At 34.3% G+C, this 20,140-nt stretch carries 19 protein-coding genes; 11 read left to right on the top strand and 8 right to left on the bottom strand.

Annotated elements, in window-relative coordinates:
* The first annotated feature begins 27 nt into the window (after positions 1–27).
* On the top strand, positions 28–921 hold the full coding sequence (locus DR871_RS11035) for a lytic transglycosylase domain-containing protein (RefSeq protein ID WP_113666335.1): 894 nt from the start codon (positions 28–30) through the stop codon (positions 919–921).
* Here the strand turns inward: DR871_RS11035 and DR871_RS11030 are convergent.
* Both DR871_RS11030 and DR871_RS11025 read right to left on the bottom strand, forming a co-directional pair.
* Positions 918–1,616: a TlpA family protein disulfide reductase gene (locus tag DR871_RS11030; RefSeq protein ID WP_113666334.1), complete on the bottom strand. Its 699-nt coding sequence runs from the start codon at positions 1,614–1,616 to the stop codon at positions 918–920. The two genes, DR871_RS11035 and DR871_RS11030, sit on opposite strands and share 4 nt — an antisense overlap.
* A 162-nt stretch (positions 1,617–1,778) precedes the next feature.
* Positions 1,779–2,294 (bottom strand): DUF2892 domain-containing protein, encoded by a 516-nt coding sequence (locus tag DR871_RS11025; RefSeq protein ID WP_113666333.1) that lies wholly within the window; start codon positions 2,292–2,294, stop codon positions 1,779–1,781.
* A gap of 164 nt (positions 2,295–2,458) precedes the next feature.
* Between DR871_RS11025 and rpmH the strand changes: the two genes are divergently transcribed.
* Together rpmH and carB are read left to right on the top strand one after the other, a co-directional pair.
* Positions 2,459–2,620 carry a 50S ribosomal protein L34 gene (rpmH, locus tag DR871_RS11020; RefSeq protein WP_007136275.1) on the top strand — a complete coding sequence of 54 codons (162 nt, stop codon included), beginning with the start codon at positions 2,459–2,461 and terminating at the stop codon, positions 2,618–2,620.
* 157 nt (positions 2,621–2,777) lie between these two features.
* Positions 2,778–5,630: a carbamoyl-phosphate synthase large subunit gene (gene carB, locus DR871_RS11015; RefSeq protein ID WP_113666332.1), complete on the top strand. Its 2,853-nt coding sequence runs from the start codon at positions 2,778–2,780 to the stop codon at positions 5,628–5,630.
* 220 nt (positions 5,631–5,850) lie between these two features.
* Here carB and DR871_RS11010 read toward each other — a convergent pair whose 3' ends face one another.
* The 3 genes from DR871_RS11010 to DR871_RS11000 form a co-directional block, all read right to left on the bottom strand.
* A complete protein-coding gene (locus DR871_RS11010; RefSeq protein WP_113666331.1) occupies positions 5,851–6,153 on the bottom strand; it encodes a hypothetical protein in 303 nt (100 codons plus the stop codon).
* A 328-nt stretch (positions 6,154–6,481) separates the two neighbouring features.
* On the bottom strand, positions 6,482–7,078 hold the full coding sequence (locus DR871_RS11005) for a hypothetical protein (protein ID WP_113666330.1): 597 nt from the start codon (positions 7,076–7,078) through the stop codon (positions 6,482–6,484).
* 204 nt (positions 7,079–7,282) lie between these two features.
* The gene (locus tag DR871_RS11000; protein WP_113666329.1) at positions 7,283–8,173 is read right to left on the bottom strand and encodes a dienelactone hydrolase family protein; all 891 of its coding nucleotides are present in this window, start codon (positions 8,171–8,173) and stop codon (positions 7,283–7,285) included.
* Between the two features lie 299 nt (positions 8,174–8,472).
* On the opposite strand from DR871_RS11000, the gene DR871_RS10995 reads away from it, so the two are divergent.
* Positions 8,473–9,432: an ion channel gene (locus DR871_RS10995; protein WP_113666328.1), complete on the top strand. Its 960-nt coding sequence runs from the start codon at positions 8,473–8,475 to the stop codon at positions 9,430–9,432.
* Between the two features lie 264 nt (positions 9,433–9,696).
* Here DR871_RS10995 and DR871_RS10990 read toward each other — a convergent pair whose 3' ends face one another.
* The 3 genes from DR871_RS10990 to DR871_RS10980 form a co-directional block, all read right to left on the bottom strand.
* On the bottom strand, positions 9,697–10,134 hold the full coding sequence (locus DR871_RS10990; RefSeq protein WP_113666327.1) for a VOC family protein: 438 nt from the start codon (positions 10,132–10,134) through the stop codon (positions 9,697–9,699).
* A gap of 102 nt (positions 10,135–10,236) precedes the next feature.
* Complete coding sequence (locus tag DR871_RS10985; RefSeq protein WP_113666326.1) at positions 10,237–10,872, bottom strand: dienelactone hydrolase family protein; 636 nt, start codon at positions 10,870–10,872, stop codon at positions 10,237–10,239.
* A 38-nt stretch (positions 10,873–10,910) separates the two neighbouring features.
* Entirely contained in the window at positions 10,911–11,546 is a 636-nt protein-coding gene (locus DR871_RS10980; protein WP_113666325.1) for a phosphoribosyltransferase, read from the bottom strand.
* 413 nt (positions 11,547–11,959) lie between these two features.
* On the opposite strand from DR871_RS10980, the gene DR871_RS10975 reads away from it, so the two are divergent.
* From DR871_RS10975 to DR871_RS10945, 7 genes are all read left to right on the top strand, one after another.
* Positions 11,960–14,002 (top strand): CotH kinase family protein, encoded by a 2,043-nt coding sequence (locus tag DR871_RS10975; RefSeq protein WP_165355328.1) that lies wholly within the window; start codon positions 11,960–11,962, stop codon positions 14,000–14,002.
* Between the two features lie 453 nt (positions 14,003–14,455).
* Positions 14,456–15,352: a MerR family transcriptional regulator gene (locus DR871_RS10970; RefSeq protein ID WP_113666323.1), complete on the top strand. Its 897-nt coding sequence runs from the start codon at positions 14,456–14,458 to the stop codon at positions 15,350–15,352.
* 39 nt (positions 15,353–15,391) lie between these two features.
* Positions 15,392–16,867: a phytoene desaturase family protein gene (locus tag DR871_RS10965; protein ID WP_113666322.1), complete on the top strand. Its 1,476-nt coding sequence runs from the start codon at positions 15,392–15,394 to the stop codon at positions 16,865–16,867.
* Position 16,868: 1 nt separating this feature from the next.
* Complete coding sequence (locus DR871_RS10960) at positions 16,869–17,708, top strand: phytoene/squalene synthase family protein (protein WP_113633488.1); 840 nt, start codon at positions 16,869–16,871, stop codon at positions 17,706–17,708.
* A 46-nt stretch (positions 17,709–17,754) separates the two neighbouring features.
* Positions 17,755–18,195: a sterol desaturase family protein gene (locus DR871_RS10955; RefSeq protein WP_113666321.1), complete on the top strand. Its 441-nt coding sequence runs from the start codon at positions 17,755–17,757 to the stop codon at positions 18,193–18,195.
* Positions 18,196–18,374: 179 nt separating this feature from the next.
* Positions 18,375–18,836 (top strand): SRPBCC family protein, encoded by a 462-nt coding sequence (locus tag DR871_RS10950; protein ID WP_113666320.1) that lies wholly within the window; start codon positions 18,375–18,377, stop codon positions 18,834–18,836.
* Positions 18,836–20,131: a cryptochrome/photolyase family protein gene (locus tag DR871_RS10945; RefSeq protein ID WP_113666319.1), complete on the top strand. Its 1,296-nt coding sequence runs from the start codon at positions 18,836–18,838 to the stop codon at positions 20,129–20,131. Before DR871_RS10950 ends, DR871_RS10945 begins: the two co-directional genes overlap by 1 nt.
* Positions 20,132–20,140: the final 9 nt, after the last annotated feature.

Here is a 20,140-nt window from a genome sequence, read left to right as displayed (position 1 = left end):
GAAACAAAAGCGATAAAAAAGGAAAAGATGAAACCTATTAATAAAATAATATTACTCGTAACCGTAATTTTTGCAAGTGGAATATTCATTTTTGCAACAACAAATGACGCAAAAGGGAAAGATGTAAAAGCAGAAATTAGTTATAGTTTTCCTGTAAAACTTGATTTTGCAGGCGAAGAAACTCCGTTGAAAATAGCTGATGTCAAGGAACGGTTTGATAGGGAATTATTGGTAAATGTGAATTTGCACGCCTCCACCATTTTGGCTATAAAAAGAGCGAATCGTGCTTTTCCGGTGATTGAACCTATTTTAAAAAAGAATGGTATTCCGGATGATTTTAAATATCTGGCCGTTATAGAAAGCGGATTGGTGAATGTAGTTTCGCCAGCAGGAGCAAGAGGAATATGGCAATTTATGCCGGAAACAGCTAAGGAACGAGGAATGGAAGTGACTGAAAATGTGGATCAGCGCTATGATCTTGAAAAATCTACGGAAGCAGCCTGCAGTTATTTTTTGAGTGCCAAAGGAAAATTTGGAAGCTGGACTTTAGCGGCAGCATCCTACAACGGAGGAATGACAGGTGTGAATAAGCAAATTGGAATTCAGAAAGTATCTAATTACTATGATTTATTACTTACTGAAGAAACGTCTCGCTATGTTTTCAGAATTTTAGCTTTAAAAGAGATTATGGAAAATCCCGTAAAATATGGATTTACGATTGCTCCAGAAGAGTTATATGGAATCTTACCAACCAAGAAAATTGAAATTGACAGCTCGATTACGGATTTAGCTGATTTTGCAAAAAGGCAGGGAATTAATTATAAAATTTTGAAGATCCATAATCCTTGGCTGAGGGAAACTAAATTGCTGAATGATACTGGTAAAAAATACCAAATCGAAATTCCATTGAAGGGCTATTAATCGTTGTTGTTGACTATGGCGGAATTGGAAGTTATTTTATTTAAATAAGGATTGATCATTTGGTCAAAAAGATCATAACTAATGGTCAAAGCTGTGTAAAATGAAATTTTTGGTTTGTAATGGTTTTTAATACGGTTGATGTTAACTACCTTTTTGTCTTCATCAATAAAAAATACAGTAGGAATTCCTAACGTGTGTTTTAATGTTGCGATGATTCGGAAATCATTAGCGTAGGACTCGTTAGCATAGCATATTTTGATTGCGTTGCTAAACTGAGTGGCTATTTTTTTTAGGTTCTGTTTTTTATCCCAAAAAAGAATGATAATTTGTAAGTTCTCAGGATATTTTTTTGCCAATTCATTTAATGCTGGAGCATCTCCTTTATTTAAGATGCACCATGAAGTATAAGTTACTAATAAAATAGGCTTGTTGATGTTGTTTAAGATTACGTCTTTAGAATTGTACCCCTTAACCGTAAAATCATCAAATCGAGTGCCTATAAGCTTGTATTGTACGAGTGAGTCAAATAATCGTTTGCCTTCATTAAAATCTTTGTTTTCAAAAGCGCGGTTACTTGCAGCATTATAAGAATTGATATTTAATCGTAAGGCTTCAGAAAAATAGGCAATACTATCTTGGGAGTAATTACTTAAAAAAGAAAGTAAAAAGGATAGTAAGAGTATTTTTCTCGCCATTTTTTTTTTTTTTGAAAACTAAATTTAAGAAAAAAAAATGCTTCTAAATAATATAATAGGTAAACCACTTAAATATCCGTTAATTAGCATTTTAGGAATAAAAAAAAACCATTTGAGGATACAAATGGTTTTTTAAGTTGTTGGAGCTATTCTTGGAGAAAACTATATTTTCTTCATTTGTTCTTTCATCATCACAATCTGATCTTTCAACATATTCTGTTTGTCTAATTTTTTAGCTTCGTTCAATAGGGAAGTGGCTTCAAGTTTACGACGACGTGTCATGGCAACTCCAGCTAAGTTTAATTTGGCTACAGCCAAATCCATATCCATTGATAATCCAAGTTCAATCGCTTTCTTGAAATATTTTTCTGCTTGATTGATATTGGTTTGCGAAAGCATGATTCCGTGAAGGTAATTAAAGTATCCTTGTTGTTTCTGTACCAAAGCCGTCTCTGGATTTTTGATGTAAGCCAACCATTTTTTAGCTCCTTCAAAATCTTGTTTTCTAAGTTTTAAGAAGGCCAACAAGATGAATTCATTTTTGAAGTAAAGGAAAATAGGAATTGCGCTCAATATTAGAAGGAAGATTCCGTTACCGATATTACTTTCTGTAAATTGCCAAATGCCAGTAGCGATAATAAGTCCGGCGATAATAAGTTTAATATTTCTGTGAAACATAGTGGGTTTATTTTAAGATCACAAATATAGTAAAATGAATTGAAAATATTTTTACAAAACTACTTGTGAGAAAAAAAAGTCTTTGTATATTTGCACTCGGTTTTAGAATAACAGTTATTCGAAAATAGGAAGACATATAAATAAGATTTTAAAGATACAAAGCAATGAGCAAAAGAACGTTTCAACCATCGAAAAGAAAAAGAAGAAATAAGCACGGATTTATGGACAGAATGGCTTCTGCGAATGGAAGAAAAGTTCTTGCTAGAAGAAGAGCTAAAGGAAGACATAAATTGACTGTTTCTTGTGAACCAAGACACAAAAAATAATGTTTGTATAAACATAAATAAGGCGTTACTTTTTTTAGTATCGCCTTTTTTTATACCTATTCGTTAAAAAAAGTTAAAGATTTACAGGTAAAAGGTTTGAGTTCAGTAACTTTAATCTTTTGAAAATAACAACTACACAACACAATACTACTATACAATGCCAAAAGATACATCTATAAAATCAGTTTTAATAATAGGTTCAGGTCCTATTGTTATTGGTCAAGCGTGCGAATTTGATTATGCAGGATCACAATCTGCCCGTTCTATTCGTGAAGAAGGAATTGAAGTTATTTTGATAAACTCCAATCCGGCAACAATTATGACCGATCCTTCAATGGCCGATCATATCTATTTAAAACCACTGACAACTAAATCTATCATTGAAATCCTAAAAGCGCATCCTCAAATTGATGCTGTTTTGCCGACAATGGGAGGACAAACCGCTTTGAACTTGTGTCTGGAAGCCGATGAAAAAGGGATTTGGGCAGATTTCGGAGTGAAATTAATCGGGGTTGATGTAAACGCGATTAATATTACCGAAGACAGAGAGCAGTTCAAACAACTTTTGAAAAAAATTGGAGTTCCATCTGCTCCTGCTGAAATATGTACTTCTTATCTTAGAGGAAAAGAAATTGCTCAGGAATTTGGTTTTCCATTAGTAATCCGTCCTTCATTTACTTTAGGTGGAACCGGAGCAGCAATTGTTTATAAAAAAGAAGATTTTGATGAACTTTTAACCAGAGGTTTAGAAGCATCACCAATTCACGAAGTTTTAATTGATAAGGCTTTAATGGGTTGGAAAGAATATGAATTGGAACTTTTGAGAGATAAAAACGACAATGTTGTTATTATCTGTTCTATCGAAAATATGGATCCAATGGGAATTCACACCGGAGATTCCATCACAGTTGCGCCAGCAATGACTTTGTCTGACACGACTTTTCAAAAAATGCGTGATTATGCGATTTTGATGATGAGAAGCATCGGAAACTTTGCCGGAGGTTGTAACGTGCAGTTTGCCGTTTCGCCGGACGATAAAGAAGATATTGTGGCGATTGAAATCAATCCTCGTGTATCTCGTTCTTCCGCTTTGGCATCAAAAGCAACGGGTTATCCTATTGCAAAAATTGCTTCCAAACTGGCTTTGGGTTACAACTTAGATGAATTGCAAAATCAAATTACCAAATCGACTTCGGCTTTGTTCGAACCAACTTTGGATTATGTGATTGTGAAAATTCCACGTTGGAACTTTGATAAATTTGAAGGTGCTGACAGAACGTTGGGACTTCAAATGAAATCCGTTGGTGAAGTAATGGGAATTGGACGTTCGTTCCAAGAAGCCTTGCACAAAGCAACTCAATCATTGGAAATCAAAAGAAATGGTTTAGGAGCTGACGGAAAAGGATACACGAACTATGAACAAATTATCGAGAAACTGACTTTTGCGAGTTGGGATCGTGTTTTTGTGATTTATGATGCTATCGCGATGGGAATTCCATTGAGCCGTATTCATGAAATCACTAAAATCGATATGTGGTTCTTGAAACAATACGAAGAACTGTATACTTTAGAAAAAGAAATTTCTAACTATAAAGTAGAATCTTTGCCAAGAGAATTGTTACTTGAAGCGAAACAAAAAGGTTTTGCCGACAGACAAATCGCGCACATGATGGGTTGTCTGGAAAGTCAAGTACATACGTTGCGTACAGAAATGAATATCAATCGTGTGTTCAAACTAGTTGATACTTGTGCTGCGGAGTTCAAAGCAAAAACGCCGTACTATTACTCCACTTTTGAAGCCGAAATAGAAAAAGCTGACGGAACACGTTATGTTGACAACGAAAGTGTTGTTACAGATAAAAAGAAAATAATCGTTCTTGGTTCAGGCCCAAATAGAATTGGACAAGGAATCGAATTTGATTATTCTTGTGTTCACGGGGTGCTTGCCGCCAAAGAATGCGGTTATGAAACCATCATGATCAACTGTAATCCAGAAACGGTTTCGACTGATTTTGATACAGCCGATAAATTGTATTTCGAACCAGTTTTCTGGGAACATATTTACGATATTATCCAACACGAGAAACCAGAAGGTGTAATCGTGCAATTGGGTGGACAAACGGCGCTGAAATTAGCGGAGAAATTATCTAAATACGGTATTAAAATTATAGGAACGAGCTTTGACGCTTTGGATTTAGCCGAAGACAGAGGACGTTTCTCTGAATTGTTAACCGACTTGAAAATTCCTTTCCCACAATTTGGAATTGCTGAAACGGCTGACGAAGCTTCGGCTTTAGCGGATGTTTTGGACTTTCCATTATTGATTCGTCCATCTTATGTGTTGGGTGGTCAGGGAATGAAAATTGTAATCAACAAGCAAGAACTAGAAGAGCATGTTGTGAATTTATTAAAAACGATTCCAGGAAATAAATTGCTTTTAGACCATTATTTAGATGGTGCGATCGAAGCCGAAGCGGATGCAATTTGCGACGGAGAAAATGTGTACATCATAGGGATTATGGAGCACATCGAACCTTGCGGAGTACACTCTGGAGACAGTAACGCAACTTTGCCACCGTTTAACTTAGGCGAATTTGTGATGCAACAAATTAAAGACCATACCAAAAATATTGCGTTGGCTTTAAGAACTGTTGGTTTAATCAATATTCAGTTTGCGATAAAAGATGATATCGTTTACATTATTGAAGCGAATCCTAGAGCATCTCGTACGGTTCCATTTATTGCAAAAGCCTACGGAGAACCTTATGTAAATTATGCGACTAAAGTAATGTTAGGTCACAATAAAGTAACCGACTTCACTTTCAACCCGCAGTTGAAAGGATATGCCATCAAACAACCGGTTTTCTCTTTCAGCAAGTTCCATAATGTGAACAAAGCTTTAGGGCCAGAAATGAAATCAACAGGAGAAAGCATCTTGTTTATTGATGACTTAAAAGACGATCAATTCTACGAATTGTACTCAAGAAGAAAAATGTATTTGAGTAAATAAAAAACTTGAAATTACTATATGTAAAAAGCCCCGTTTGGGGCTTTTTTTGTGGGATATTTTTTATAGTTAGTGGCTCGTTGTTACTGGCACAGTTTGAAAAACTGCGCCAACGATTGAGTTATATTTGCGCTGACGTGTGTGTTTAAATCTTTTGTTTAAATATTTTTCTAGCTATGAAAGGTGATAATTTAAAATTTTAGGTATAATTTATTTTATCTTTTTATTCCCATATTTTTTTGTTAGAAGTAAATGTGATTTTATCATCAAAACCTATATTGTAGTATACAATAAATATTGAGTCATTTAATTTTTCATAGTACGGACCTTCACCCATTTCTGTATCAACTTGAAAATCTGATATAGAATTTGGTAATGTATGATTAATTTTTTCAAATTTATAGATTTGTCTTACCATCTTATTTCCTTTTTCCTTGTAACTACTAAGTTCCTCATGTCTTAAAAAAAGAAAAACAATAACTATAATTGTCAAAATAATTAAAATAGAAATAGTTATTTTTCGCATAGTGTTGAATTGACCGTGTTACTACAATTGTGCTATAAGTTAAAATTGGCATTAGATACAAATGAGCGCCATTGTGATTCAAAGGAAGAGATATTTGCCCAGCGTAGGCTTTTTTTGTTTAGATATTAAAAATGGCGAATAGCCATAAGTACTTTTTTTAATGGCATAATTTTATTTAATTTTGGTTTTTAACGTTCTCGCGCTACAAGCGGTTTGGGCTTAAATAAAGCCTAATTTTCGGATTTGCCAAATCTTTCAAATACAAGACCATTTTTAAATTAAGCCAATTGCCCAAATCGTTTGTAGCGTGTGTTACCAGCTGTTTTTTTTATTCTATTATTGGACAATTAATTTCATAAGGTTCTTTTGGGAAACCATATAAAATCATCTTTTGTCTGTCAACATATTTTATCGGAATTAGTTTATCAAGAGAATTGTCTATATAAAGTGAAACAAATAGCGTTTCATTTAGTTTTTCAAGTACAATTCTACTTCCTTCTTTATTCAAACGTTTGTTTATTCCTTGTATAACTGGCGAGTCCAAAACTTCATTGAACCTAAGATTCTTTTTTTCTCCATTCCAATTAAACACAAACTTTAAATTCTGAATTTCACTTTCTGTTAATTCAGTTTCTGTTGCGTTTAGTTTTTCGTAATCATTTTCGAATATACAATCTTCAGTTATAGACTTTTCATCGCTTAAAACTTTGTAAATTTTTCCATTTCTGAAAAATCTAATTCGATTTTGATTTATAAATTTATGCTCTGTTTCGCTTAGCTTTTCATTTCTGTTTCCGTTTTTTATTAGACAGATTTCGTCAATTTTTTCAACGACAAAATAATCAATGATATCTCCATCAATCTGAATAATCTCAGAGTTTCCATAATGATCTGCAGTTTTAATAAAAAGCCAATTTTCTTTCATATGCGATTCTGTAAAATAGCTGGTAACTAGTATATAGGTCTGACAAAATCAGACTTATCTCCCTAATATTGGGTGGCTTTGTCTGATAAACGTCAGAATTTATTTATTTTCAAATATAATAAAATCTTGGGTTATATTTAATTTTAGCAGTATTTTCTTAAAAAATAAATAAAGCCCCAATCAAGGGACTTTTAAAAAATGAAATTAGTTCTTCAATTTTTCCTTAAAAAAATCAATGGTTCGTGTCCAAGATAAAGTGGCGGCTTTTTCATCGTATCTCGGCGTCGTATTGTTATGAAAACCATGATTCACGCCTTCATAGAAATAAGCAATATGCTCTACTTTGTTCTTCTTAAGGATGGCTTCAAAAGCTGGCCAGCCTTCATTTACGCGGGTGTCTAAACTGGCATATTGCGCTAGGATAGGTGTTTTTATTTTCTCGGCTTCGGCTGCAGTGGGTTGTCCGCCATAATACGGAACTGCGGCACACAAATCTGGGATTTTTACCGCCATCATATTGGCAATCCAACCGCCAAAACAAAATCCTACTACACCAATGTGACCATTGCAATCTTTGTGGGATTTTAGGTATTCGTAGGCTGCAATGAAGTCTTCGAGCATTTCTTCGCGGGTACGTTTTTTTTGTAATTCTCGTCCGGCATCATCATTTCCGGGATAGCCGCCCAGTGGCGATAAAGCATCCGGTGCCAAAGTAATAAATCCTTCCACGGCAGCTCTTCGTCCTACATCTTCAATATAAGGATTCAGTCCGCGGTTTTCATGTACAACGATGATTCCCGGTAGTTTCTTTTTGGTTCCAGCGGGTTGAGATAAAAGCCCTTTGATTTTTCCCCCGCCTTTGGGAGAATCATAGGTGATGAATGCTGATTTCAGCCTTGGATCTTCCGGTTTTATTAATATAGAATCCACGTAATTGGGTGTCATAAAACTTAGGAGCGAAGGCAGTGTCAGCGTTCCTACCGCAAACAAGGATAGTTTCTCGACAAATTGTCTTCTATCAAGTTTATTGTGTGCATAGTCATCGTACAAGTCAAATACTTCCTGACTGATATCTTCTTTGGTTAGTTTTTTCATAGCATTTTTTTAATTCAACTAATTTAAGAAAAAAAGCGATTGTTTTGCAGGAGGGAAATTTCATTTTTTATTGTACGTTTTGTGACTATGGCAAAATGCAATTGAAATTAATTTTCTTCCACCAAATTGAAATTTACTAGCCAATTCACTCCAAATTTATCGTTAAAAGCTCGAAAAGAGTATTTCTAAAAGGCATTTTTGATAGGTATTGTAATTTTAAAATTTAAATTATTAGAAAAAGCATCTTTTTTTTTTTGAGTTGATTTTAACTAGTTTTACCGTTAAATAATTAATAAAAAATTCTTCTCTTGAATACTATTAATGCTAAAGCGAAAGCCGACAAGAATACCGGTTTTGGAACTAACGCCAGCAGTTATGGCGGTCGTTTCGTAAATAAGGATGGAAAAGCTAATGTAGAGAAACGTGGAATGCATGTTTTGCAGCGGATTAGCTGGTATCACACTATGATTGATATGCCAGGATGGAGATTTATCTTGGTCATTCTCACTTTCTATGTAACAATCAATTTTATATTTGCCTCAATTTATTATGGTATTGGAATTGAACATCTCAATGGAATTTCAAATGCAGATAGTGAATGGGTCAAATTCGGACAGGCTTATTTTTTCAGTGCCCAAACCTTCACAACGGTTGGTTATGGTCATATAAGTCCCTCAGGTTTTCTTACGAGTGCGCTTTCTGCAGGGGAAGCATTAATAGGTTTACTGAGTTTTGCAATTGCCACAGGTTTATTTTTTGGTCGATTTAGTAAACCGACAGCTTTTTTAAAGTTTTCTCATAATGCTATAATCGCCCCTTATGCTGAAAATACAGCCTTAATGATTAGGATTACGCCTTTTAAAAATACGAATTTTACAGATGCTGAAGCTAAAATGACACTAGGAATGAGCATCGAGGAAAATGGAAGAATGACTAATAAATTTTACGCTTTAGAACTGGAATTGGATCGAATAAATGCCTTGACTTTGAGTTGGACCCTAGTTCATCCTATTACAGAAAATAGTCCACTTTATAAATTTACAAACACGGATTTTAAAAATACAAATGGGGAGATTCTCGTTTTTATTAAAACCTTTGATGATATGTTTAGTAACACGGTTGCCGCTAGGACCTCTTATACTTTTGATGAGGTAGTTTACGGAGCAAAATTTGAACCCATGTATACTCGAAGTACTGATAATTCAAAGACAATCTTGAATTTGGATAAATTGAATGTGTTTAAAAATGTTGATTTGTAATATTAATTATTGTTTAAAATTTTAAAATTAATATTTAAATTTAGTACTTATTTTTTGATAAATATTTAAAAATTCAAAAAGTGTTTTTGATATAAAATAATCCAAGTTATTATCTTACTTCAAATAAAAATACCGTTATAGGTTCTAGAAATAATTTTAAAAAATACAGACACGAATTTCACGTATTTTCATCAATTAATTTTTTTGAAATTTGTGGAATTCGTGTCTCACTATTTAATAAAATATTTATTTGTTGGTGCTATTCTATTTTTCTTCCACCAAATCAAAATTCACCATCCAATTGACGCCAAATTTATCAACCAAGGTTCCAAAATAGGCATTCCAAAAAGTGTTTTCCATCGGCATGATAATTTTTCCACCGGCTGAAAGTGCATTGAAGAACTTGTCTGCTTCTTCCTTGCTTTCGGTATTGAGGGAAAGCGAAAAGTTATTTCCGTAAATAGTTTCATTTCCAAAGGATTCGAAACTGTCGCTTCCCATAATCGCCGTTTCTTTACTTATAGGAAGCGAAACGTGCATGATTTTCTCGGCTTCTCCCGGAGGACAGGTTTGGCCTTCGGATATTGGCATGTCTTTAAATCTTCCAAAATAAGAGAATTCCCCACCAAAAACGGATTTGTAAAAAAGAAAAGCTTCTTCGCAAAAACCATTAAAGGTGATGTAGGTGTTTACTGTTGCCATGATTCTAGTTTTAATGTGATTAATCAATTAACTTTTTTAATTCTAAGGGACTAAATCAGACCTGAAATCTAAGACCTAATTTAGTTAGCGAATGTTACTTTGCTATTTCGTCAAATACTTTTTATACCAATCGATGGCTAAATCCGCGACTTCCTGCAATTTTCCGGGTTCTTCAAAGAGATGTGTTGCCGCCTCAACGATTTTCATTTCTTTTGGAGCTTCTAATGTGTTATAAGCCATTTTATTCATGCTGATGACTGGAGTGTCTAGACTGCCTACAATCAGCAGCGTAGGAGCGGTTACGTGTGGCAAATCGGATATTGCTAAATCAGGGCGACCGCCACGGGAAACCACTGCTTTTATTTTTTCCTTAAAATGCGCAGCAGCCCGCAATGCTGATGCAACTCCAGTACTTGCACCAAAATATCCTATTGGCAGTGCTTTGGTACTTTCCTGGTCCATCAACCATTGTGTTGTTGCTATCAATCGGTCACTGAGCAAATCAATATTGAATCGATTTTCATTTGTTTCATCTTCTTCCTCCGTAAGCAAGTCAAAAAGGAACGTGCCTATGTGGTGTTGCTGAATGAGTTCTGCTACCATTTTATTTCGGGAACTGAATCTGCTGCTGCCGCTTCCGTGCGAAAAAATAACTATTCCAGTAGCATTTTCGGGTACAATCAAATCTCCTTTCAACGTAACTGACGCTAACGGAATATCTAAATCTAATTTTTCCATGATTTCTAATTTTAGGTATTTTAAAGCTTTATAATTGATTATTCAGTTGTATTGATAATACTCAGCATCTTAATTACTTCCTCGTCATCCACCTGATAGAATTCTTCATATAGACTTCCTACTCCCCGGAAATAAGAGGACGCAATCAAATAAATAAATTCATCGGCATTTTTCTCAAATAGCGGCACGGTATCAGAGGGAAGTACAGGAACGGCAACAATTATTTTTGCAGGATTTTTTTTTCGGAGCATGGCAATACTGGCAAGCAAGGTATTTCCTGTCGCAATGCCGTCATCTACCAGAATCACATTTTTATTCTCAATATCAATTGGTTTTCGGTTGCCACTATAGAGTTCGTATTTCTCTTTGAGGAGTTGCCGGAGTTTGTTAATTTCATGGTCTATGTACTTTTTTGGGACTTCAGGATGCTCGTCAAGAATCATGGAATCCATGGAAACAGCTCCTATTGCAAATTCCTTGTTATTAGGATGTCCAATCTTTTTAGAGAGTACAATATCTAAAGGCAGGTGTAAGGTTTTCGAAATTACAAATCCCACAGGAACTCCGCCTCGGGGAACGGCAAGAATTACGCTATTTGTATTTTGGTATTTTTTTAATTTCTCGGACAGTAAAAAGCCCGCTTCCGTTCTATCTTTTAATAGCTGCTTGTACATAACGGTCGTTTTTATAAAACATTAAAAAATAATTTATGTAAATATACTGATTTTCAATAATATAGACTAAATTTATACTGTTTTACAATTTGAAAATTTTAACTGTAAAATTAGAAAGTCACTATTAGTTTGGTATATAGGGACTATTCCTTTTTTTAATATTGTCGCAGAATACGCATTATTTTTTTACTCGTTCCGTACTATTTATTTTCCTGAACCCCAAAAAAGGAAATTCGCATTTCAATTCTTTTTCATTGAAAAAGTGGAAAACGTAAGTCGCTCTCGGTCATATATCTAAATCAAAAATTTTGATGATACATTAGTAATTAATTATCTTATAAATAATTGATTATCAGTATTTTATGTTCTTTTTTTTATTAAATTTATGCTTTAATTTAACAAGAAATCAAATCATGAAAAAATTGTACATCACCCAGCTTACTACAATTTCAAAATTTATTTTGTTAATTGTTATGATTACTTCTTATTCCGTTACAGCGCAAACTTTTACGGATAGTAATCTCCCTATTGTTATTATCACCACCGATAATGACCCGAACACAGGTTTGCCTCTCGAGATTGTTGATGATCCAAAAATTTTAGCAAGCATGAAGATCATTAAGAGACCTGACGGAACCAGAAATTACCTGACGGATCAGAACACGGCAGGGTTTTTAAACTACACCGGCAGAATTGGTATCGAAATTAGAGGTTCTTCCACGCAAACGCTGCCTAAAAAACAGTATAGTTTAACCACTTTAAAAGCAGATAATACTTCTAATAATAACGTAAGTATTTTTGGGATGCCAAGTGAAAATGACTGGATTTTGAACGGATTAGGTTTTGATCCTTCCTTAGTTAGAGACTATTTAGCCTATTACATGTCGAGAGAATTAGGGAATTATGCCTCTAAAACGGAATACTGTGAGGTTGTGATTAACGGGGATTATAAAGGATTATATGTTTTTCAGGAAAAAATAAAATCCAATGAAAATAGGGTTAACGTTTTAAAGATTGAAGCGACTGATAATGCGTTACCCAATATCACTGGCGGATATATAACCAAAGCGGATAAAACCACAGGTGGCGATCCTGTAGCGTTCTGGATGGATGAAACTAAATTTGTACATGATTTACCTAAACCTGAAAATGCGACACCTGAACAAACTCAATATATTGAAGCTGAGTTCAACAGAATGCAAGATCATGCCTACGATGATGATTTAGAAGACGGATATAGAACGATTATTGATGTGCCTTCTTTTGTCGATTTTATGTTAGTAAATGAATTGTGTTCAAACGCAGATGTGTATCAATCCAGCACTTTTTTCCATAAAGACCGTGGTGGAAAATTGCGAGCAGGTCCAGTTTGGGATTTTAACCAAAGTTTTGGAAGTACATTTACAAACAGCAGTCACGTAGATAAATGGCAATTTAATAACGGGAACAGAATTGGGCCGCCATTTTGGAGCTATTTATTTGATAATGGATCATTTAATTGCAATCTCGCTAAGCGATGGAATGAAGTAAAAGCGCCTGGCAAGCCATTGAACAAAGATGTATTGATTACTTATATGGATAACGCCTTAAGTTACATCAGCGAAGCGATTCCGCGAGAGCAACAAAGATGGGGGACACTAGATGATCATGATGTTGATGTAAACCGAATTAGAACTTTTATTGTTGACAGAACCACTTGGATTACAAATAATATAGGATCTTTTACAAACTGTGCTACTGTTTCGTTACCACCTTTGGTTATAACTAAAATCAATTACAATCCTAAAACGTCCACCACTTTTCCAGTCAGTAATGATTTAGAGTTTATAGCCTTGCAAAACATTAGTGATCGATCCGTAAATCTTTCCGGCGTATATTTTAGACAATTAGGATTGACGTATCAGTTTCCGTTCAATTCAACTATTGGAGGAAATGAAACGATCTTTTTGACCAGTAATAATACAGCTTTTCAAAGTAAATACGGAATAGTTCCTTTTGGTCAGTTTGTCCGAAACTTATCTAATAAATCTCAGAAAATTGTTTTGGCTGATGCCGATGGAAATATAATAGACTCAGTTGAATATTTTGATGCGGCGCCTTGGCCAACAACACCTGATGGCGGTGGTACTTATCTGGATTTGATAAGCACTACTTTAGATAACAATTTAGCGTCAAGTTGGGTAGCTACTAATAATGATACTTTAGCAAACCGTTCTTTTTTAGCTTCTTCCACACTTTCTATTTATCCAAATCCAGTTTCAAGTACACTTCAAATCCAAGCAAGTAAACCGATGACTGGAGTTAAAATGTTCAATATTTTGGGTGTTTTACAGCATGAAATTAAAACAGATTCCGAAAATATAACAATGGATTTGAGTGCGTATTCCAGTGGTATTTATTTTATAACGATTTATAATGAAGAGGGGTTTACCAGCAGAAAAATCATTAAAAAATAATTTAAACATTCTGTTTTACAAATAGGGTAACAGATAAGTAACAGTGCAAACTGTTATTTATCTGTTTTTTTGTGAGTAACTAGTATAACTTTTGGTTGTCATTACTTCTATAAATTATTGTTTTAGAATAATTTTATTACAACGTAATCTCTAATTGTGGATGATTATTATTTAAACATAAAACAAACGTTAATTAATAATATAACGATTTAAAGACTAAAGTATGTTTCAATTTATTGGTCTTAAAATATTGTCATTTAGTTTTTTACAGAGTAATTACTAAATATACACGGGACATGAAATCAGTATTTAACATTTGTATAAGAGTCGTTTGAACTGATTTTGTGTGTAACTGAATAAGAAGTAATTGTATAATTAAAAAAAGTTTAAGGCTGATTATAAACGTTTATAATAAAATTTATTTTACATTTGTTTATTAAATTTTGATAAACGATGAACAATATAAAAAGTGTGTTTAGTATAAAAGATCTTGAAAACCTCTCAGGGATCAAAGCGCATACGATACGAATTTGGGAGAAAAGATATGATATTCTCCAACCTATGCGTACGGATACTAACATTCGTTTGTACGATTTAGCTAGTTTGCAAAAGCTGTTAAATATCACATTGTTACACGATTACGGATATAAAATCTCAAAAATAGCAACATATCCGCAAGAAAAAATACCGTCTTTAGTGCGAGAAATAATTTCGAGCAAAACAGCCAAAAGCCACGCTATTAGTGAGTTCAAAATGGCGATGATGAACTTTGACCAAGAGCTTTTCTTTAATACATACAATTGGTTAATCGCGGAAAAATCATTCAAAGAAGTCTTTCATCAAGTTTTCATTCCCTTGATGAATGAATTGGGATTATTGTGGCAATCTGATACTATAACACCTGCTCACGAACATTTTATCAGCTACTTAATTAAACAAAAACTATTAATAAATACTGAAAAGCTTCAAATTTTAAAACAAACCAAACTGGATAAAGTTTTTGTTTTGTCTCTGCCAATGAATGAAATTCACGAATTGGGCTTAATGTATCTCAATTATGAAATTTTATTGCATGGATACAAAACCATTTATTTAGGGGAAAGTATGCCAATTGAAAATCTAAAAGATTTGAAAAAGCATTTTGATTCCATTGTTTTTGTGTCGTACTTAACAGTTCAGCCCGAAAGAGATATATTGGACAGTTATATCCAAAAAATGTCTGAAGAGTTATTGGATGATACTACTGAATTATGGTACCTCGGTAGAATGGTTGAGTTTATTAAAAAAGAAGAACTTCCAGAACGAATAACAATATTTAGTTCGATCAATGAATTAGTCGACTGGATTTAATTGTTTTTTGTTTAAACAATTTATATATTTGCTAAACAAATGAAGAAAATAAAAAAAATTACAATTATAGGTTCTGGGTTCTCTGCGTTAGCTGCATCTGCTTATTTAGCTCAAAGTGGACATGACGTTACAATCTACGAAAAAAATGACGCCATAGGCGGACGCGCACGACAACTAAAGCGAGAAGGATTTACCTTTGATATGGGGCCGAGCTGGTACTGGATGCCAGATGTTTTCGAACGTTTCTTTGCTGACTTTGGAAAGAAGACTACGGATTATTATGAACTCATCAAATTGTCTCCTGCTTATCGAGTGTATTATGGGATAGATGATTTCATAACGATAGCGGACAATTTAGCGGACATTACAGTTGCTTTTGAAGCTATTGAAAAAGGTAGCGGTAAACTGCTAAGTGACTTTATGGCTGAGGCCAAGAGTAATTATGATATTGCCATCAAAGAGTTAGTATACCGTCCAGGAGTTTCTCCACTCGAATTAATAACTGTGGAAACAGCCATGAAAGTAGGACAATTTTTTAGCAACATCAGTAGAGATGTTCGCAAAAAATTTAAAAATGAAAGGCTAATCCAAATATTGGAATTTCCAGTATTGTTTCTTGGCGCAAAGCCATCAGACACGCCTTCGTTTTACAGTTTTATGAATTACGCCGACTTTGGCTTGGGAACTTGGCATCCCAAAACAGGAATGTTTGATGTGGTGCGAGGCATGGAAAGTTTAGCGATAGAACTAGGAGTAAAGTTTCAAACGAATGCTAATATCGAAAAAATTATTGTTGAAAATAAAACGGCAATAGCTATTCAGGTAAACGGCGAAATTATTGATTCAGATTTGATTTTGAGTGGTGCTGATTATCATCACACGGAGACGTTATTGGATCAGGAACACAGAGCGTACTCTGAGAAATATTGGGACAGTAGGGTTTTCGCACCTTCGTCATTATTATTTTATGTTGGTTTCAACAAAAAAATAGAAAATATTTCGCATCATGCATTATTTTTTGATGTTGATTTTTACCAACATGCCAAGGATATTTACGATGAACCCCAGTGGCCAAAAGAGCCATTGTTCTATGCGAATTTCCCTTCGGTAACGGATAAAACCGCCGCTCCGGAAGGAATGGAATCTGGCTTTTTTCTTGTACCTTTAGCACCAGGAATCAATGATACAGAGGAATTAAGAGAAGAATATTTTGATAAAATAATAGATCGTTTTGAAACTTTAACACAGCAAAGCGTCAAAAATAATATTATATTTAAGCAATCATTCTGTAAAAATGATTTTGTGTCGGAGTATAATTCATACAAAGGGAATGCTTACGGTATGGCAAATACATTATTGCAAACGGCATTTTTGAGACCAAAATTAAAAAGTAAAAAAGTTAAGAATTTATATTTCACCGGTCAATTGACCGTTCCGGGACCAGGAGTTCCGCCAGCATTAATTTCTGGAAAATTAGTGTCGGAATTAATTAATAAGCAATTTTCAGAACAATAGTATGAAGCAATTATTTGATGATGTATCTTTTAAATGTAGCAAGTTAGTTACAAAAAACTATAGCACCTCTTTCTCTTTGGCGGTATACATGCTTTCGCCAAGTATTAGGGATGCCATATATAGTATCTATGGTTTCGTCCGTTTTGCAGATGAAATCGTGGATAGTTTCCATGGTTTTGACAAAGAAAGTTTGATCACAGAGTTTGAGGATGAATACTACAAAGCCTTTGATAGAGGAATAAGTTTAAATCCCATATTGAATTCTTTCCAGCAAACAGTAAAGCAAAACAACATATCTGATGATCTTATTCAGGCTTTCTTAAAAAGTATGAAATTAGATTTGATAAAATCAGATTATCACAGCAAAGCAGAGTACGATGATTACATTTACGGTTCTGCGGATGTTGTAGGTTTAATGTGTCTTAAGGTTTTTGTAGCCGGTGACAATAAACGATACGAGCAACTGAAAGACGAAGCAATGCGATTGGGTTCTGCGTTCCAGAAAGTGAATTTTCTTCGGGATTTAAAGGACGATAATTTGGTTTTGAATCGCAATTATTTTCCTGGTGTCGATTTGAATTCGTTCGATGAAAATGCAAAAACTGCTATCATCAATGAGATCGAAGAAGATTTCAGAGTCGCTTACGAAGGAATTGTGAAACTTCCTATCGAAGCTAAGTTCGGTGTATACACAGCTTTTGTGTACTACAAAAAACTATTAAAAAAATTAGAAAACACGCCTTGTCACGAAATAGGAAACGCAAGAATCCGAGTTTCTAACTATACCAAAGCTGGTTTATTGGCAAAGTCTTTTGTGTCTTATAAATTGAAATTAGTTTAAATTACAGCTTTTTTTAATAAATTGTTATACTTAAATACAGAATAAAATGATATTTTTTTTGATTTTTCTAGGTACTTTTTTAATAATGGAATGCGTCACTTGGCTTACGCATAAGTATGTAATGCACGGATCAATGTGGTACTTTCACGCCGATCATCACCAGCCAAAATATGCAAATGTTTTCGAACGAAATGATATCTTTTTTGTGATTTTTGCCGTTCCAAGCATTTTACTTTTTTATTATGGTGTCGAAGGTGGTTTGAACTATAAATTCTTCATCGGACTTGGAATTATGTTTTACGGTATGTGTTATTTCATGATTCATGACGTCCTCATCCATCAACGTTTCAAGTGGTTCAAAAACACCAATAACAAGTATTTAATAGGCTTGCGAAAAGCGCACAAAGTACATCACAAACATTTGGGTAAAGAACACGGAGAGTGTTTCGGAATGCTTTTTGTACCTTTCAAGTACTACAAAATATAAAGTTAAATTTGGGCGTGACCCAGCTTTCACTAGCGTTACAGCGGGGTCGGGCTAATCGTTCCCGCTTTTTTATAATTGGTCTCGTTTAAAAAAACGAGACCAATTATAAAAAGAGCTCCACTATTATCCCTCACGCGAACGCAGTGTTCCACGAAGGCATTTATCTTTAAAACACAACCATGAAAATATACAAACAAGAAACCGTTCAGCATGTAAATGCTAGTGTAGAAGAATGTTGGACATTTTTTTCAAATCCGAAAAATCTTCAGAAAATCACACCGGAAGGAATGGGTTTTCAAATTACAGATTTTGATCAAAAATCCATGTATCCGGGACAAATTATTCAGTATAAAGTAACGCCACTTTTTGGAATCACTTTGTCATGGATGACTGTAATAACACAAGTAAAAGAAAATAGTTATTTCATAGATGAACAACGTTTTGGTCCATACAGTTTTTGGCACCACAAACATTTTTTTGAAGCAACCCCAAACGGAACTAAAATGACTGATGTCGTGCATTACGGATTACCGCTTGGTTTTCTGGGTCGAATCATGAATACATTGGTCGTTAAAAATAAATTGAAATCCATTTTTGAATACCGTGTAAAAAAGGTGGACGAAATGTTTAATGCAAAGTAATGAGCAAGCAAGAAATTTCTATTTTTTGGTTCAGACGGGATTTGCGTCTGGAAGATAACGTAGGTTTATTTCAAGCCTTACAGTCTAAATATTCGGTAGTTCCATTGTTTATTTTTGATGATTCCATTTTGGACAGTTTACCAAAAAATGATGCCCGAGTAGGTTTTATCCATGATTCACTTTCAAAAATAAATACGCAATTACAGGAAATTGGAAGTTCACTTTTGGTCAAAAAAGGAAAAACTTTTGATGTTTGGCAATCACTTTTACAAGAATATGACGTCAAAGAAGTTTTTTTCAACAAAGATTACGAACCGTATGCAATACAACGTGATACAGCAATATGTGAACTTTTAGAAACAAATAAAACCATTGCTTATTCTTTTAAAGATCAAGTTATTTTCGAGGAAAAAGAAATCACAAAAGCTGATGGATTGCCATATACGGTATACACTCCTTTTAAAAATAAATGGCTGGAAAAATACAAATCAATGGCGCCGGTTCAGGAATATGATACGGAATCCCATTTTTCTAATTTCCATAAAAATAGTTTTGATTTTCCCACTTTGGAACAAATAGGTTTCGAAGAAAGTCCCATAAAAGTTAAGCCACACAACTTAAAATTCATTTCAAATTATCGAGATATTAGGGATTTTCCAGCCTTGGATAAAACTTCTTATCTGTCGCCACATTTGCGTTTTGGAACTGTAAGCGTACGGAAATTAGTTAATTGGGCTTTTCATAAAAATGATGTCTTTTTGAGTGAATTGATTTGGAGAGAATTCTTTATGCAAATCTTATTCAGTTTTCCAAAAGTCGTTACTCAAAACTTTAAATCGGCTTATGATGGAATTGAGTGGCGCAATAATGAAGAAGATTTCAAACGTTGGTGTTCGGGAACAACTGGTTATCCAATGGTCGATGCAGGAATGCGTCAACTTAATGAAACGGGTTACATGCACAACAGAGTTCGTATGGTGGTCGCCAGTTTTCTAATTAAACATTTAATGATTCAGTGGCAATGGGGTGAAGCCTATTTTGCCGAAAAACTACTGGATTACGATATGTCTGCCAATGTTGGTAACTGGCAATGGGCTGCAGGAACCGGTTGTGATGCCGCACCTTATTTCCGTGTTTTCAATCCAGAGATTCAACAGAAAAAATTCGATGAGAAAGGAATCTACATCCGAAAATGGATTAAAGAATTCGATTTAGGTTACGGAAAACCTATGGTAGAACACGCCATGGCAAGAGATAGAGCGATTGCGACTTACAAATCCGGAATCTTGAAATAAAAAGATTTA

Source organism: Flavobacterium petrolei (assembly GCF_003314435.2).
Lineage (GTDB): Bacteria > Bacteroidota > Bacteroidia > Flavobacteriales > Flavobacteriaceae > Flavobacterium > Flavobacterium petrolei.
Note: the sequence above shows the minus strand (reverse complement) of the source record. Positions and strands in the feature narration are given on the sequence as shown.

Bases quoted from the DNA above. Each gene is read 5' to 3' on its own strand.
- DR871_RS11005 (WP_113666330.1), bottom strand. From the start codon at position 7,078: ATGAAAGAAAATTGGCTTTTTATTAAAACTGCAGATCATTATGGAAAC.
- DR871_RS10960 (WP_113633488.1), top strand. From the start codon at position 16,869: ATGAAGCAATTATTTGATGATGTATCTTTTAAATGTAGCAAGTTAGTT.
- DR871_RS10965 (WP_113666322.1), top strand. From the start codon at position 15,392: ATGAAGAAAATAAAAAAAATTACAATTATAGGTTCTGGGTTCTCTGCG.
- DR871_RS10975 (WP_165355328.1), top strand. From the start codon at position 11,960: ATGAAAAAATTGTACATCACCCAGCTTACTACAATTTCAAAATTTATT.
- DR871_RS10970 (WP_113666323.1), top strand. From the start codon at position 14,456: ATGAACAATATAAAAAGTGTGTTTAGTATAAAAGATCTTGAAAACCTC.
- DR871_RS10955 (WP_113666321.1), top strand. From the start codon at position 17,755: ATGATATTTTTTTTGATTTTTCTAGGTACTTTTTTAATAATGGAATGC.
- rpmH (WP_007136275.1), top strand. From the start codon at position 2,459: ATGAGCAAAAGAACGTTTCAACCATCGAAAAGAAAAAGAAGAAATAAG.
- DR871_RS10990 (WP_113666327.1), bottom strand. From the start codon at position 10,134: ATGGCAACAGTAAACACCTACATCACCTTTAATGGTTTTTGCGAAGAA.
- DR871_RS10980 (WP_113666325.1), bottom strand. From the start codon at position 11,546: ATGTACAAGCAGCTATTAAAAGATAGAACGGAAGCGGGCTTTTTACTG.
- DR871_RS11000 (WP_113666329.1), bottom strand. From the start codon at position 8,173: ATGAAAAAACTAACCAAAGAAGATATCAGTCAGGAAGTATTTGACTTG.
- DR871_RS11025 (WP_113666333.1), bottom strand. From the start codon at position 2,294: ATGTTTCACAGAAATATTAAACTTATTATCGCCGGACTTATTATCGCT.
- DR871_RS10985 (WP_113666326.1), bottom strand. From the start codon at position 10,872: ATGGAAAAATTAGATTTAGATATTCCGTTAGCGTCAGTTACGTTGAAA.
- DR871_RS11030 (WP_113666334.1), bottom strand. From the start codon at position 1,616: ATGGCGAGAAAAATACTCTTACTATCCTTTTTACTTTCTTTTTTAAGT.
- carB (WP_113666332.1), top strand. From the start codon at position 2,778: ATGCCAAAAGATACATCTATAAAATCAGTTTTAATAATAGGTTCAGGT.
- DR871_RS10950 (WP_113666320.1), top strand. From the start codon at position 18,375: ATGAAAATATACAAACAAGAAACCGTTCAGCATGTAAATGCTAGTGTA.
- DR871_RS11035 (WP_113666335.1), top strand. From the start codon at position 28: ATGAAACCTATTAATAAAATAATATTACTCGTAACCGTAATTTTTGCA.
- DR871_RS11010 (WP_113666331.1), bottom strand. From the start codon at position 6,153: ATGCGAAAAATAACTATTTCTATTTTAATTATTTTGACAATTATAGTT.
- DR871_RS10945 (WP_113666319.1), top strand. From the start codon at position 18,836: ATGAGCAAGCAAGAAATTTCTATTTTTTGGTTCAGACGGGATTTGCGT.